Source organism: Thioclava nitratireducens, assembly GCF_001940525.2.
GTDB lineage: Bacteria > Pseudomonadota > Alphaproteobacteria > Rhodobacterales > Rhodobacteraceae > Thioclava > Thioclava nitratireducens.
In genome coordinates this window covers 1,003,171-1,018,159 of the sequence record NZ_CP019437.1, presented here as the reverse complement: position 1 = coordinate 1,018,159, position 14,989 = coordinate 1,003,171, and the positions used below count along the sequence as shown (strand labels likewise).

At 61.0% G+C, this 14,989-nt stretch carries 16 protein-coding genes; 8 read left to right on the top strand and 8 right to left on the bottom strand.

The window, feature by feature from the left end:
- Nucleotides 1-263 precede the first annotated feature (263 nt).
- The 6 genes from BMG03_RS05080 (at nt 264) to BMG03_RS21190 (ending at nt 3,491) form a co-directional block, all read left to right on the top strand.
- The gene (locus BMG03_RS05080; protein ID WP_075777126.1) at nt 264-470 is read left to right on the top strand and encodes a cold-shock protein; all 207 of its coding nucleotides are present in this window, start codon (nt 264-266) and stop codon (nt 468-470) included.
- A 181-nt stretch (nt 471-651) separates the two neighbouring features.
- The gene (locus BMG03_RS20660) at nt 652-804 is read left to right on the top strand and encodes a hypothetical protein (protein WP_157771556.1); all 153 of its coding nucleotides are present in this window, start codon (nt 652-654) and stop codon (nt 802-804) included.
- Between the two features lie 330 nt (nt 805-1,134).
- Entirely contained in the window at nt 1,135-2,079 is a 945-nt protein-coding gene (locus BMG03_RS05075; protein ID WP_075777125.1) for a DnaJ C-terminal domain-containing protein, read from the top strand.
- Nucleotides 2,076-2,405 (top strand): chaperone modulator CbpM, encoded by a 330-nt coding sequence (locus BMG03_RS05070; protein ID WP_075777124.1) that lies wholly within the window; start codon nt 2,076-2,078, stop codon nt 2,403-2,405. The genes BMG03_RS05075 and BMG03_RS05070 overlap by 4 nt, the downstream gene beginning before the upstream one ends.
- A 344-nt stretch (nt 2,406-2,749) precedes the next feature.
- Nucleotides 2,750-3,178 (top strand): PACE efflux transporter, encoded by a 429-nt coding sequence (locus BMG03_RS05065; RefSeq protein WP_075777123.1) that lies wholly within the window; start codon nt 2,750-2,752, stop codon nt 3,176-3,178.
- A gap of 40 nt (nt 3,179-3,218) precedes the next feature.
- Nucleotides 3,219-3,491, top strand: a complete 273-nt coding sequence (locus BMG03_RS21190; protein ID WP_157771555.1) for a chlorhexidine efflux transporter — start codon at nt 3,219-3,221, stop codon at nt 3,489-3,491.
- Between the two features lie 82 nt (nt 3,492-3,573).
- Here BMG03_RS21190 and BMG03_RS05055 read toward each other — a convergent pair whose 3' ends face one another.
- The 6 genes from BMG03_RS05055 to BMG03_RS05030 form a co-directional block, all read right to left on the bottom strand.
- Nucleotides 3,574-4,644 (bottom strand): ABC transporter ATP-binding protein, encoded by a 1,071-nt coding sequence (locus BMG03_RS05055; protein ID WP_075777122.1) that lies wholly within the window; start codon nt 4,642-4,644, stop codon nt 3,574-3,576.
- 1 nt (nt 4,645) lies between these two features.
- Nucleotides 4,646-5,638 (bottom strand): glycoside hydrolase family protein, encoded by a 993-nt coding sequence (locus BMG03_RS05050; protein WP_075777121.1) that lies wholly within the window; start codon nt 5,636-5,638, stop codon nt 4,646-4,648.
- 6 nt (nt 5,639-5,644) lie between these two features.
- Complete coding sequence (locus BMG03_RS05045) at nt 5,645-6,523, bottom strand: carbohydrate ABC transporter permease (RefSeq protein ID WP_075777120.1); 879 nt, start codon at nt 6,521-6,523, stop codon at nt 5,645-5,647.
- 1 nt (nt 6,524) lies between these two features.
- Complete coding sequence (locus BMG03_RS05040) at nt 6,525-7,592, bottom strand: carbohydrate ABC transporter permease (protein ID WP_075777119.1); 1,068 nt, start codon at nt 7,590-7,592, stop codon at nt 6,525-6,527.
- A gap of 68 nt (nt 7,593-7,660) precedes the next feature.
- The gene (locus BMG03_RS05035) at nt 7,661-8,923 is read right to left on the bottom strand and encodes an ABC transporter substrate-binding protein (protein WP_075777118.1); all 1,263 of its coding nucleotides are present in this window, start codon (nt 8,921-8,923) and stop codon (nt 7,661-7,663) included.
- A gap of 1 nt (nt 8,924) precedes the next feature.
- The gene (locus tag BMG03_RS05030) at nt 8,925-9,995 is read right to left on the bottom strand and encodes a LacI family DNA-binding transcriptional regulator (protein ID WP_075777117.1); all 1,071 of its coding nucleotides are present in this window, start codon (nt 9,993-9,995) and stop codon (nt 8,925-8,927) included.
- A gap of 401 nt (nt 9,996-10,396) precedes the next feature.
- On the opposite strand from BMG03_RS05030, the gene BMG03_RS05025 reads away from it, so the two are divergent.
- Entirely contained in the window at nt 10,397-10,873 is a 477-nt protein-coding gene (locus tag BMG03_RS05025; protein WP_075777116.1) for an aminoacyl-tRNA deacylase, read from the top strand.
- A gap of 117 nt (nt 10,874-10,990) precedes the next feature.
- On the opposite strand, the gene BMG03_RS05020 is transcribed toward BMG03_RS05025, so the two are convergent.
- Complete coding sequence (locus BMG03_RS05020) at nt 10,991-12,247, bottom strand: Glu/Leu/Phe/Val family dehydrogenase (protein ID WP_075777160.1); 1,257 nt, start codon at nt 12,245-12,247, stop codon at nt 10,991-10,993.
- A 534-nt stretch (nt 12,248-12,781) separates the two neighbouring features.
- On the bottom strand, nt 12,782-13,246 hold the full coding sequence (locus BMG03_RS05015) for a hypothetical protein (protein WP_157771554.1): 465 nt from the start codon (nt 13,244-13,246) through the stop codon (nt 12,782-12,784).
- Between the two features lie 273 nt (nt 13,247-13,519).
- On the opposite strand from BMG03_RS05015, the gene BMG03_RS05010 reads away from it, so the two are divergent.
- Nucleotides 13,520-14,767 (top strand): SLC13 family permease, encoded by a 1,248-nt coding sequence (locus BMG03_RS05010; protein WP_075777159.1) that lies wholly within the window; start codon nt 13,520-13,522, stop codon nt 14,765-14,767.
- The last annotated feature ends 222 nt before the right edge of the window (nt 14,768-14,989 follow it).

Here is a 14,989-nt window from a genome sequence, read left to right as displayed (position 1 = left end):
AAGTAAGCGCGCAGGTCGAGGCGTTTCTCGATTTCGAGCAAGGCCGCCCGCCCTCCCCCCCGAATGCGCATCTGGGTTGAGAGACGCATTTCTCATTTCATTTCTCGGTTGCACCTTGTATCGCCACCCGCCCGCCCCATCTATAGGGAGCTTCGTTATTCCGACCGCACCCTGTCTCCTTCATCGGCCTCAGTTTGCTTTTCGATCTGACCGGCCGACCTGCCGCATCCTGCGGGCAGATTTCCAAACGAGGAGACAACACGATGGCCAATGGCACCGTGAAATGGTTCAACCCCGGCAAAGGCTTCGGCTTTATCCAACCCGAGAACGGTCGCAAGGACGTATTCCTGCACATCAGCGCGCTCGAACGGGCGGGCCTTTCCCAGATCGACGACGGTCAGAAAGTGACCTTCGAGATCGAAACCGGCCGCGATGGTCGGGAATCCGCCAAGGATCTCGAACTCGCCTGATAAAACCGTTCGCGGACCGGTGTCTTCCGGTCCGCGAACGCGCCCGTGTGGCGAGAGTCTTCTCTGCTCGAACACCTTTGCGCAGTCCAGGTTCGAAACATCTGTAGAACCACCCATCCGGCATTGCGGATCAGGATGTGCGGGCGGGTTCAAAATTCACCTGTCTACGTGGAGAAAGATCATGGGCTATTCCCCTCAAAAGAAACAACTCGACCTCAAGGATTTCCTGAGCCAGCCCGCCAAGAAAGGCTTCCGGAAAGGCGTCGGTTTTCGTCGTGCGCCGACAAATCCGACCCCTGTCAAAGCCGGCGCAAAACAGGCTGTGACGAAATAAACGGCTGCGCCGAGTTAACTGATTTCCCCGCTCCCCGAGAGACGGGGCTGATCAGTCGGCGTTCAGCGCGATCCACTTTCCTGAATGCTTACTGAGACGTCTAGATCCCGGCTTTGGGTCAATACTCCCTCATGGGTGGCAGCCTCCTCGCTCGCCGCGTTTGCCGTGGGTTCGCCGCCGTTTGACCCCACATCGCTCAGCACACGGCATTTCCACATTGACGTGGATCACGGACCTAAGACCTCTTCTCGTGGCATCCAACGACAAGTGAACCCATTTCCGCACGCGCTCTGTACTTACGATGCATCGCTCGCCGAACAGGAAACCTGGATGCCCGATGATCCATACAAAGTCCTTGGCCTGACCAAGGCCGCCACAGCTGACGAAATCAAGAAGGCGTATCGCAAACTTGTGCGGACAAGCCATCCTGATTTGCACCCGGATGACGCAGGCGCCGAAGCGCGGTTCAAGGCGATATCAGCCGCTTACGACATCCTGAAAGATCCCGAAACCCGTGCGCGCTATGACGCCGGAGAAATCGATGGCCTCGGTGCAGAACGTCCGCAGCGCCAGTATTACCGTGATTTCTCGGGCTCATCCGACAACGGCTATCATCGACAGCGCGGGTTTGGACCGGATGTCGATCCGGCAGATATCTTCGCTGACATATTGCGCAATCGCAGACGGTCTGGCGCTGGCGACTTCGGCGACCGTGGTTTTTCCGCGCGCGGCGCCGACGCGCGCTATTCGCTCAACGTGCCGTTTCTGGATGCTGCGCGCGGAGCGGAAACCCACATCACGCTGCCCGATGGACAAAGCCTGACAGTCAAGATCCCACGGGGCACTGAAGACGGCCAGACACTTCGGTTGCGCGGCAAGGGGGCGCCTGGCTATGGCGGTGCTCCTGCGGGGGATGCGTTGATCACCGTCCTGGTGGGGTCTCATCCGGTGTTCGACCGAGACGGCGATGATATCCTGGTAACGCTCCCCATCACCATCGAAGAGGCCGTTCTCGGCGGCAAAGTCACCACGCCGACCATTGACGGCCCCGTCGGGCTCACGATCCCAGCAGGCGCGAATTCGGGCCAGGTCTTACGTTTGCGTGGACGTGGCATCGCCAACGCGAAGCGCAAAACCAAGGGTGATCAGCGGGTTGAGCTGAAGATCGTGACACCACCCAGCATTGACGAGAATCTGCGCAATTTCCTCACCGAGTGGCGCAAGACACATCGCTTCGATCCGCGTGTTGATTTGATGAAGAGGGCCAGCGCATGACGGACAGGTTTTCCGAAGAGGACGTGATTTCCAACGTCACCCGGCTCACAAGAAGTCAGCTTTTGAACTTTATCGAAGGCGAACTCGTTCGGCCGGCAAAGGGCGAAACTGGTTTTATTTTTCGCCGCGTCGACATCGCGCGGTTGGAGTTACTGTGCGATCTTTCCCATGATCTTGACCTCGACGAAACGGCGTTGGCGATCGTGATGTCGCTCCTTGACCAGCTGCATGCCGCACGACAGGACCTCGTTGCCATTGCACGCGCGATAGACACCCTGCCCTCAGAATTGCAAACGCGTGTCATTGCGTCAATGAAGCAGCCGTAAGCCCAGCTCGCCTCTCCTCGTTAGGGAAACAGGCTCGTCTCAAAACGAGGACGTTTCAGGGGAGCATGTCACCCTATTTGAAAGCTGGTATTTGAGAGGATGCTCGGCAGACCAGAAAACGAGCAGGAACGCATCTGCGAGAACTGACGCCAAATTCTGAGGCGAAAAGCTAGCTATAAGACAGACCATTGCTCGCTTTCTTGAACGGCTGAATTGCGGGCCGGCGCGACCAGCGTCGGGTCCGGCTTGAAAAGCCAGCACGCGGGACCCACCATAGGGAAACCCGCCCCCTGCCCGAGCACACGGTCTGCACGCTTGACCGCCTGACCTAACGAAGACTTTTCATGCGCAGCACCCCAGACCGTATCCGCCAGGCCGTGAGTTTCGAAATCATCGGGATCCTCATCGTGACGCCGCTCTTCGCCTGGGTCTTCGATCACCCCATGGGAGATATGGGCGTGCTGGTCGTTCTAGGGGCGACCGCGGCCACCGCCTGGAACTACCTTTTCAACCTGGCTTTCGATCACATCCTGCTCTGGCGTCGCGGCGATGTCCGCAAGACGATACCGCTCCGGATCGTTCACGCGGTGCTTTTCGAGGCGACGCTGCTCGCGCTGCTTCTTCCGATATTCGCATGGTGGCTCGAGACCTCCCTGCTGACCATTCTCATGATGGAAGCGTCTTTTGCAGGCTTCTATCTCGGCTACGCCTTCGTCTTCACTTGGGGATACGATACGATCTTTCCGCCGCAAGGACGCGAACGGATCGCGTGACGATGGAAGACAAAGCCGCGGGAGGGACTGCAGCCTTCCCATGCGCTGCACCACAGATCGTATTCGCCGAGCCGTGTGTTTCGAAATCATCGGCATCCTCACTGTGACGCCGATCTTCGCGCGGATGTTCGGCCACCCAATGGGAAATATGGGCCGGGGTGCCAGACGCCATCCCGGTCGAGGCTTGCTACCTCGGCAGGCAACAATCACTGGAGAACCTTGCCCGGTTCGTCGAACCGGAGATCAAGCAGTCGACCAAGTTGGAAAGCTTGACCGTCGCGAGCAGAGGCACTCCGCGACCGAGTCCTCTTGATCGCGCTAAAGCGTGCGCTCTTATCGATGCCGCATGCACCGAAACGGTCATATCGGTCGAGACCCGCGCACTACTACGCCCTTTATTCGTCAGGGTGGAACAGATGCGCCTGGGTGGGGTCGAAAGCCAGATCGATCCGCTCGCCCCGTTCGAATTGCTTGTCCTCACTGAAGGCAGCGATCAGGCTCTTGCCGTCCTGCATCGACAAATCGACGACCGTTTCACTTCCCAGCCGTTCGACCAGAGAAACCTGACCGTGCAGGATGCCCTGATCAGGGGCGCAGGCGGTGACGTATTGCGGTCGTAGGCCCAGCAGGGCCGTGTCGCCGGGGGCGAAGGTGCGACCGCGGACGGGCACGACGATCGGGTCCATGGAGTGCCGCGCGACCTTGGCGTTTTCGCTGTCGGCCTCCACGACTTCGACCTCGAGGAAATTCATCGACGGCGCACCGAGGAAACCTGCGACGAAGCGGTTGGCCGGGTTGTGATAGAGCTCCATCGGCGAGCCCGCCTGCATCACCAGCCCGTCGCGCAGCACCACGATCTTGTCGGCCAGCGTCATCGCCTCGACCTGATCGTGAGTGACGTAGATCATCGTCGCGCCGAGCTGCTTGTGCAGCTTGCCGATCTCCATGCGCATGTCCATCCGGAGCGCCGCGTCGAGGTTCGAGAGCGGTTCGTCGAAGAGGAAGACCGAGGGGTTCCGAGTGATCGCGCGCCCGATCGCGACACGCTGGCGCTGGCCGCCCGAGAGCTGGCTGGGGCGACGGTCCAGCAGATGCTCCATCTGCAGGATTTCGGCGGCGCGCTGCACTTTCTCCGCTTTCTCGGCTTTCGACGCGCCCGAGATGGTGAGGCCGAAGGCCATGTTGTCGCGCACGCTCATATGCGGGAAGATCGCGTAGCTCTGGAACACCATAGCTACGCCACGTTCGCGGGGCTGCACATCGTTGACGCGCTTGCCACCGATCTCCAGCGTGCCACCCGAGATGTCCTCGAGCCCTGCAATCATCCGCAGCAGCGTGGATTTCCCACAGCCCGAGGGCCCGACGAAGACGCAGAACTCGCCATCGGCGATATCGATATCGACGCCGCGGATGACCTCATGGGCGCCATAGCTCTTGCGCAGGCCGCGCAGCTTGATGTCTGCCATGTCACTTCCCTCCCTGCTCGGCATCCGCATCGATGTGCAGATAACCCTCCGCGTCCACGAGAACGGGTTCCGGATCCCGGATCTGGCCGACGAAATGGTCGCGACCGTTGTCGTCGAACCCCATGATCACCAGACCCTCAGCGGTCTTGAGGATGCGTGCGGCATAACGTCGGCACGGGTTCGCGCCATCGAGAAAGCCCGGCGCGATCCGCCACGGCCCACGCGGGTCGTCTGCAATCAGGTAGTGGTTGCCGGTCACCGGGGTCATGCCCGTATCAGCGATGCGTGCCCGACTCCAATGCTGCGCAGCCGTGCAGAACAGGCAATACCAGCGCCCGTTCACCTCGAAGACCTGTGGCACTTCCAGCTGGCCGAATCCACCCACGAAGACCGGCGGCTGCAGGTCCCAGTGGATCAGGTCGGGCGAGGTCGCAAAACCGATGGCCCCCGCCGCATTCGCCTCTTCGATCCCGGGGGCGCGGGCGGTGAAATACATCAGCCAGCCGTCGCCTGTGGGATCGCGCATTACCCAAGGATCGCGCATCGCCCGGTCGTGCCAGTGACCGACCATGTGTTCGGCCTCGTAACGCGCGGCGTTGGGGCCGGTCAGGTCGAGGCAGAGCCCGTCACCCACGCGGTCCCAGTTGTGCATATCGTGCGAGGTCGCATGACCGATGCGCTGATAGAGCCCTTTTTCGAACTGCCGACCGCCCGTGTAGAACAGGTGCCACAGCCCGTCACTGTCGCGAACCACCGACCCGGTCCAGGTGACCAGATCGTCCCAGGCCGGGGCCGGTGCGGGCGCGAGCGACGTTCCCAGATGCTGCCAGCTTATCAGGTCTTCGGAAATCGCGTGGCCCTGGCTGACATTGAAATGGCGCAGTTCCGGATCGCCGAGCGACTTGTCGGCCTTGAGAAACCAGGCATGCCAGCGTTCGCCGTCATGGGCATACCAGCTGTCCCAGACCCATTGCTTGTCGAGTGCGAGAACCATGTCGGATTATCCTTTCACGCCGGTGGAGGCGATAGAGGCGATGAACGCCTTTTGAAGCACGAGATAGAAGGCGAGAACCGGCACCGTGATCAGCGTCAGGTAAGCCATGATCTCTCCCCAGGCGGGGTTGAGTTGGAAGAAATACTGCAGGCCGACCATCACCGGGCGATACTGCTCCTGCTGGACCACGATCAGCGGCCAGAGATACTGGTTATACATGATCAGGAATTTCAGGATCGCGGCGGTCGCGATGACAGGCCCCGAGAGCGGGATCACCACGCGGCGATAGATCTGGAACCAGCTCGCGCCCTCGACGCGGGCCGCTTCGATCAACTCTCCGGGCAGACCTTTGAAATACTGCACGAAGAGGAAGATCGTCAGCCCGTCCGCGATCCATGGGATGATCTGCACGCGGTAGCTGTCGAGCCAGCCCCAGCTGAGCCCGTCCAGCCCCAGCCAGGGCAGTTTCGACACTTCCAGCAGAAGCGGGATCGCGATGGTCTCGAAAGGCACGATGAAGGTGGCGAGAATGATCGAGAGCATCAGGTCGCGCCCACGCCATTGCAGGAAGACGAAGGAGAACCCGGCGAGCGAACAGATCACCAGCGACAGCAGCACGGTCGTCCCGGTCACGAAGATCGAGTTGAAGACGAATAGCCCCACCGGGGCGCGCTCGAAGGCGCCGGAATAATTGTCGAGGCTGAGTTGGCCCACCGGCAGGAAAGCCCGCAAGCTCGACGTGTCGCGCAGCAGCTCGTCGCTGGGCTTGAAGCTGGACATCATCATGAACAGCAGCGGCAGAACGAAGATCAGCGCGATCAGGATCAGCACGAGATAGCGCACGCCCAGCCGCAGATTGCGGTTGTCGGAACCAATAACACTCATTTCAGCGCTCCCTCGTCAGCCAGCGTTGGATCATCGAGATCACAAGAACGATCAGGAACAGGATCACCGAGATCGCCGAGCCGCCTGCGATGTTCTGCATGCCGTAGCCGCGTTGCACGGCCTGGAAGACGAGCGTCTGGGTGGAGTCGAGCGGCCCGCCCTTCGTCATGACGTCTATCTGCGCGAAGATCGCGAAGGCCTGCATGGTGATGACGATCAGCACCAGCACAGCGGTGTGGCGTAGACCCGGCCAGGTGACATAACGGAAGGTCTGCCATTTCGAAGCCCCTTCGATCGCGGCGGCCTCGTAAAGCGTGGGCGGGATCGTCTGCAGTCCGGAGAGCCAGATCACCATATGAAAGCCCACCGCCTGCCAGATCGACATGGTGATGATCGCGCCAAGCGCGGTATGTGGATTGCCCAGCCAGTCGACGGGTTGGAAATGCCCGAAGCTCAGGAGGGAAAGCATGTTGTTCAAAAGCCCGTTCTGCCCCGAATAGATGAAGCGCCAGAGCAGCGAGACGACGACAATGGAGACCACGACGGGCATGAAATAGATCGTGCGGAAGATCGTGATCCCGCGCAGTTTCTGGTTGGTAAGGAGCGCGAGACCGAGTGCGATCGCGGCCTGGACCGGTGCGACTACCAACACGAAGATGCAGGTATTGAGCAGCGCCTTCCAGAAGACGACGTCGCTCGCGATCACTACATGCGCCGTATTGCCCGAGACCCAGCGGAACCACTCCTGCATGCCGTGATATTGCGGCGTGTCCAAATTGCGCGTGATCGAGCGCAAGCGAGGGAATTCGGCCTGACCCTCGGCATCCTTAACGGTCTTTCCGGCGGCATCGGTCTTGGCCTGCAGATCGACCACTGCGATATCGAGCATCTGTCGGTAGTTCTCGAGACCGACGAAGCGTGTCGCATTGGGCGAGATCAGCCGCTGGTTGGTCAGCGAAAAGCCGACGCCCAGGAAGAACGGCGTGATGATGAAGGCAAGGATCAGCACGATGCCCGGCAGGGCAAAGGCCCATCCTGCCCGATTGGCGGAAGTCAGTGACGAGCGCATGGCGCGGTCTCCCGATCTGAAGGTGGAGGTGGGGGCGCGGCAGTCGCGCGCCCCCGCGACACAGCGGCTCAGTTCTTCTTGTAGCCGTCGTTGCGCTTGATATCGGCGTTGATCTGGTCGGTGGCGGAATCGAGCGTATCGATCACGTCAGCCCCGTCCGCGATATCCGCGGCAGCCTTCTGGAACACCTTTGACTCGACGACATAGCCGGGCGTGACCGGGCGCTTCTCGGCTTGCGCCTCGGACAGGCCGTAGAACACGGCGAGCGGACCACCGGACTTATAGTTTTTGGTCATTTCCGCCGCCGACTTGGTCGCCGGGATCAGGCCAATGGCATCCGAGAATTCCGCCAGATACTTGTCCTGCGTCGCGAATTTGATGAACTCCGCCGCACCCTCCGGGTGCTTGGAGGTGGCCGAGATGCCAAATTGCCAGGATGCGGCGCCGATCTTGGGGCCGTGGCCGAAGTCCGGCGCGGGCAGAAACTCCACATCGTCGACCTTGTCCATCGTCTTGACCGCGTTCCAGTTGCCATTCCAAGAGAAGGCGTATTTGCCATCGATGAAGCCGGTCTCATGAGCGGCCGGATCCTGACTGGTGCCCGGCGCCAGCTTGTCGGTGAACAGCGATTGCCACCAGTTGCCCCAAGCGATCGCGGCGTCGCCGTTGAGCACGCCCTCGGCAGTGTCGTAGTTTTCACGGTTCACGAGACCGCCGCCGAAGCTCTGCAGGAAGGGAAGGAAGGCATAGGGATACCATTCGCTCTTGTCCGACATACCGAGATCGATCGCGTAGTCGAACTTGCCGCTCTTCTTCGCGGCCTCGAGCGCGTTCATGAACTCGTCCTTGGTCCAGGGCTTGTCGAGCGTGGGGGGGCGCAGGCCCAGCTCTTTCATCGTGGATTTGCGTGCATAGAGCGCGACCGCCGCGTCCCACAGCCCGATCGAGTAGAGCTTGCCGTCATAGACGCCCTTTGTGCCGGGCAGGAAGTCCTTGAAATGATCCTCCGGGATCGGCAGCGGCTGGAGATAGCCTGACCACGCCCAGTTCGGCATGATCGGTCCGTCCATGTCGAGAATGTCGGGCAGATTGCCCGCCAGCGCGGCAGCCGTCACCGAGTCATTGTAGCTGTTTTGCGGGAAGCTCTGCAGGTTCACCTTGTAGTCGGACTGGCTGCTGTTGAAGTCGTCGATGATCTGGTTGACGATTTTGCCTTCCACCTTGTTGCCCGCGCCGTGATACCACATCGTCAGATCGGTGGTCGCGAAGGCAGCACTGCAGAACCCGGTGGCGGCAATGACCGCCCCGGCCGTCACGTTCAATAGTTTCATGTCATCCTCCCTTGGATGTCTGGCGATCTGGTTCGAGGTCGATCACGGAGGAGCGCCAGAAAACGCCTCCCTCCACGCGCACGGGCTCGTGCGGGGGGGAGACCTTCTCCGAGATCATGGAAAGCAGGAGCTTCGCCGCGCGCCGCCCCATCTCTGCATAGGGCAGTTCGACAGTGCTCAGCGGCGGATAGAGCGTTTCGGCGATCGCGCGGTAATTATCGAAGCCGGCGACCGAGATTTCCTCGGGGACAAGGATGCCGCGCGTGCGCAGCAGCCCGTAGAGCCGCATCGCCATCTCGTCATTGCCGCAGCAGATGACGGTCGGGCGCCGAGGGAGCGCGAGAAACCGATCGAGTGCTTCGCTCAAACGCTGGTGCGCGAAGGCGTCGCCGTTGTGATAGCCGATTTCGACCAGCTCCGGCTGATAGCCGATGCCCGCAGCCTCGAGCGCGGCACGGTAACCCGCAACGCGCAGGGGCACCGCATCCATCGCCGGATCCAGCGTCAGGAAACCGATCCGCCTGTGGCCATGTGCGATCAGTCGTTCGACCAGGCTGCGCTGGCAGGCCTCATCATCAGGCAGGATCGCGGGCGTCGCTTCGGCGTCATAACAATTGGCGAGAACGAGCGGGCAGTTGGGCGGCGTCGGCTCGAAAGCCACTTTCTTGTGGTAGTCCGCGACATAGATCAGCCCTTCGACCCGGTGCTGCTGAAAGGTCCGCAGCAAGGAGGGCACCTTCTCGACCTGCCCCGCCGTATCGGCGATCATCAGCGTCAGGTCGCGCTCGGCCACGATCTGTTGGATGCCCTGCAGGATGAAGAGGTCGGGCAACCCCTTCGGATCGACCAGCTCCGCGGTGCGCGAAATCGCTCCCGTCACGACGCCGATCAGACCTGACCTGTTCGAGCGCATCATGCGCGCTGCACTCGAAGGGACATATTTCAGCTCGCGAATGGCGGCTTCCACCTTGTCACGGGTCTTCCTCCCGACCGGAGCATCCCCGTTCACGACGCGCGAGACCGTCTTCGGCGAAACGCCGGCCAGCTTTGCTACATCATAAATCGTCGACAAGACGGCCTCCTCCCCCGCAGAAATCAGCTCCGCGAGCCCCAAAAGACATCGATGTCATAGCGAGAAATGACATCGATGTCAAACGAAGTCTCAGGGGATCGATGACGACACACTCCTTGGACACTGGAGGCGTAATCTGCAACTTCAGTGCTTTTGCCGAGCCTCCTGCTCCACCACTCGGCGCAGACATCCCTTCCTCACCCGCCATTCCACCGCGACGGCAAAGCCACAGAAGAAAGACGATCCGCCCTCGGACCGTCCGAAAGACGCCTTTTCCTCCGACACTGCAACTCAGGCGGTCTGCGGTTAACGGCGAAAATGGCCCTTCCGGCGCGATTGCAGGTGCTTGAACCTCCCGATGGGACGTGCCTTTCTGGCACGTCCCAAGACGAGGCCAGACGATGTCCACCGCTACACCCGCCACCCGCGGGCTCGACAAGGCCAAAACGGCCTACAAGGTGCGCGAATACCATTACGACCCCTCAGCCGACCGCATTGGCATCGCGGCGGCCGAGGCGCTCGGGGTCGCGCCGGGGCTGGTGCTGAAAACGCTGATGGTCGAGGTGGATGGCAAGCCAGCGGCCTGCGTGGTGCCGTCCGACCGGACCTTGTCGATGAAGCGGGTAGCGGCGGCCTTTGGCGGCAAGTCGGCGGCGATGATGCCGCCCGACAGGGCCGAGCGGTTGACCGGGTTCCATACCGGTGGGATCAGCCCCTTTGGCCAGAAAAAGCGCGTGCCGGTGGTCTTCGAGGCAGACACCGCGGGGCTTGGCGAGGTGGTCATCAACGGCGGCAAGCGGGGGATGATGGTGGTGATCGACGTGGACGCGGCCATCACAGCGACGGGGGCTGCGGCTAAACCGCTCTGTGCGGACTAGCGGTCAGGGTCGGGCCTGGCAGAACCCGAGCGCCGAGCCCAGCGCAAAAGCTGGGCTTCGTTGCGCGCCAACGCGGCCTCGTGGTTAACCCCCAACCCAGCCGGTCGACAGCGCCTGCTAAGATCCCTCGAAATAAGCGGGAGTGCCCCGGGCTTCCACGGATTCCGCGATCCGACGCAGGCCATGGATGTAGGCGGCATCGCGCATCGAGAGTTCCATCTCGTTGTGCAACGTCCAGATCGATTGCGTCTCGGTTTCCATCGTCGTTTTAAGGTGATCCCGGACACGCGAGCTGTCCCAATAAAAACCCGATCTGTTCTGAACCCATTCCAAATGCGAAACCGTAACGCCGCCGGAATTCGCGAGGATATCGGGCACGACGATATGCCCCGCTTCCGTCAGCTTCTTGTCCGCCTCGGGAGACACCGGTCCGTTCGCCATTTCCAAAATAATGCGGGCTTTGATCCTGTCGCAATTCTCAAGCGTGATCTGCCTTTCCAATGCGGCAGGCACCAGCACCTCGCAATCAAGCTCCAGGAGTTCGGCGTTTGAGATTTCTTTGGTCTTGCCTTGACCCTTTGCGCCTTTCACGCCGCCTGTCTGATGCTTGTGCTGCATGACGGCCAGCGGGTCCAAACCGCCCGGGTCATATACGCCGCCGCCGGAGTCCGAAATGGCGACGATTTTATACCCATCCGCGTGCAGCAGCTTGGCGCAGTGGAAGCCGACATTCCCAAACCCCTGGATCGCCACTGTGGCCGTATTCGGGTCGAGAGCGAGCGCGGATTCCAGATAGCGCAGGGCATAATATCCGCCGCGTGCCGTCGCATCGACCCGCCCGTTCGTGCCCCCGAAAGCGAGAGGTTTGCCGGTAATCGCGCTCGGAGAGGCTTGCCCGGAAATCCAGCTGTATTGGTCCGCCATCCACGCGATGACGATCCCGTTCGTATACATATCCGGCGCCAGAATATCGCGATCGGGGCCGATGAACGGAGCGAAGGCTTCGACATAGGCGCGGCTCAAATGCTCCAACTCGTTGGCCGAGAGCGTCTTCGTGTCCACGCAGACCCCTCCCTTCCCGCCGCCGAACGGCAGGTTTGCCACCGCGCATTTGAACGTCATCCAGAAGGAAAGGGTCTCGATTTCGTCGAGCGAGACGTTTGGATGGAAACGAACGCCACCCTTGGTCGGCCCCCGTCGATCGTTATAGCGACACCGCCATGACTGGAACGCCCTGCGGCTCCCGTCATCCATCCGGATCAGAAGCGTTGCGGCCAAAGTCTCCCGGGGCCATTTCAGCTCTTCGTAGACGTCGGGATGGATGTTGAGCCGCTCGCAGGCCGCGCGGAGCGTTTCGCGAGACTTCGCAAGCATGCCAGTCGTCAGGGGCTTATCGTCCTCGACGTCTTTTTTCTTGGGCGGCATTAATCCGGCACTCCCCAGCGAGGCTTCTCAAAGCGGTTTCTTCAGAACATGCTTTTACACTCGGCCGAGATGGCGGCAGCGTCATTGATTTGTCTCAACCTATGCGAGCCGGCACTCGTGAGTTTGATCGCGGACGTTCCTGCGGATCGGCTCTATGAGCAATATGGCTTTGTAACGACGGCGCCCCGGTCTATTGCGATGGCTCGCAGGACTCGCTGAAACTCAAGACAGGAACATATTACAGTGCGATGCAGGAAAGGTGGCCTTCTCCGAGCGCCGAAACTCTAGAATGAGGTCGTGACAGAGATGGCTCGTGCGCAGCCAAGGTGCTCAGCTTGGCCGCGACTGTTCAGGCCGCTTGCGCCTTCCCGCTGGGCCTCGCCGCCTAACATCAGCCCATCCCGGCCGATCATTACCACGATCCTGTGAAGGCCGCATCGCCCAACCCCCAACCTCTCCAGCGCGCTCGATAATAAGTTGCTACTAGTTCTCCCAATGCCGGCGTGACAGAAAACACGCGTTGTTCTGACGAGCCGCTTGAATCGCGCCTTCCAAGCGAACTTGCGAAACCGGAACTTTGAGGGTCACATCGCAGGCTTGCATACGTTCGCAGGTAAGGTCGTCCGCGCGCATTTCGCTGGAGACCAATATCAAGGGGAGCGAGGGGCAAGCGCGCCTTACGCGCATGCAAAAATCAATCGTGTCTTCGATGTCTCCCAGATGATCGCCGTCGACCATCAGGACGTCGATCTCGTCGGTATGAAGCGCCAGCCAAATTTCGGGCAACACCCCTTCCGGCCACACGAGTAATCTTGCGTCCTCACGCTCACAAAGTTCAGAGAGCTCAGCGCCGATCAGACCTCCTGCGCCACAGTAAATAATGCAGCGCTTCGGAAGAAGGAGGGGGGTGGCGAAATGCAACTGATCGCCGGTCGAAACGCGATCCATTTGATCCCGGACGAATGCGCTTGGAGATTGCGCTTTCGCAGTTGCACCTCTGCCAAATTTCCGAGCCATATCAAATCCAAAAAATCTTCAGAAATTTTCGGAAGCATCCACGTGCTTCGAGTTCAACATTTAAGACAACTTTAAGGCGAAATTTGGCCATTGAGACATCTTTGCGTCATCTTTATGCGGAGCCATCGACAGCTATCGCCAGATCGGCCATGGCATTGGGCTAGGAGCGAATGGGAACGGCTTGATGCGTCGGACACGTTGGTGATGGTCGAGTTTATCGGTCTTTGTATCGCGGCTCTCGCGACGGCTGGCGTGATCCTGCGCCCCTTTGGCTGGGCTGACTGGATCTTTGCCGTGAGCGGCGCCGCAGCGGTGGTTCTTCTGGGGGCACTGCCACTCTCCGATGCCTTGCATGCCATCGGCGAAGGCCGAGAGGTCTATTTCTTCCTGCTCGGCATGATGCTTCTCGCCGAAGTCGCCGGTCGTGAGGGCCTTTTCGACCATCTTGCCGCCCGCGCGGTGCAGGCAGCCGCTGGGTCCGCACGGCGCCTGTTTTTCATCCTCTACCTGGTCGGCGCGGGCGTGACGGTTTTCCTGTCGAACGACACCACGGTCGTTGTGCTGACGCCTGCCGTTCTCGCGGTGACACGCCATGCGCGCGTTCCGCCCCTACCCTATCTCTTCACCTGCGCCATCGTGGCAAATGCGGCGAGTTTCGTCCTGCCGATCTCGAACCCGGCAAATCTCGTAATCTTCCATGGTGCCATGCCGCCACTTGGCGATTGGCTCGCGCGGCTCGCCCTCCCCGCTCTTGCCGCGATCGTGGTCAGCTACCTCTCCCTGCGCTGGGCGATGCGCCATGATCTGGACACAGAGCCCACGACAACCGACGTCCCCACGCTTTCGCGGGGCGGCTGGATCGCGGCGACAGGGCTGAGCCTTTCGGCGGTGGCACTGGTGACGGTCTCATCCTGGGGCGGCGGCCTTGGCCTTGCGACACTCAGCGCCGGGGTCGCCGTGGCGCTGGCGGTCGCGCTGAGCACCCGGCGGTCTCCCTTGCCCCTGTTGCGGCACCTGACTTGGGGCGTGCTGCCACTCGTCGCCGGGCTTTTCGTGCTGGTCGCCATGCTGGACCGCGCTGGGGCCCTGTCGACCCTGGGCCAATGGCTCGGGCAGATGTCAGCAACCTCGCCGCGGGCAACCGCGGGGCTGAGCGGGACCGCAGTCGGCATCGCGAGCAACCTCGCCAACAACTTGCCTGTCGGGCTGGCTGCCGCTGCGGCTGCGGCAGCAGGAGAGCTCGGAGATCTCATGCGCGACTGCCTGATGATTGGTGTGGATCTCGGACCGAACCTTTCGGTGACCGGGTCGCTTGCAACACTCCTATGGCTCGCGACCCTGCGCCGGTCCGGGCTTCACGTCTCCGCAGCCCAGTTTTTGGGCGTCGGGCTCAAGGTCATGCCACCGGCGCTGATCCTCGCGCTTCTTATCCGCTTGTGCCTGCCGGGATAAAGCGCCGCCTGCAGATAATTCTTCGCGCTCATTTCGTAGAGGTTCGGCCCGGTCACGCTCAGGCGATCCTGACCACCCCTGGTTGCTCGACCAACGACATGGGCGTGCCTTCAGGGTTCTCGGATCGCGACATTGCATGTTGTCGGTCGAGCACCCCATGCCGCCAGCAAAGCATTGAAAATTCCGGAATCGAGGAATGTCTGGATGCTGCGAAACGCGCGC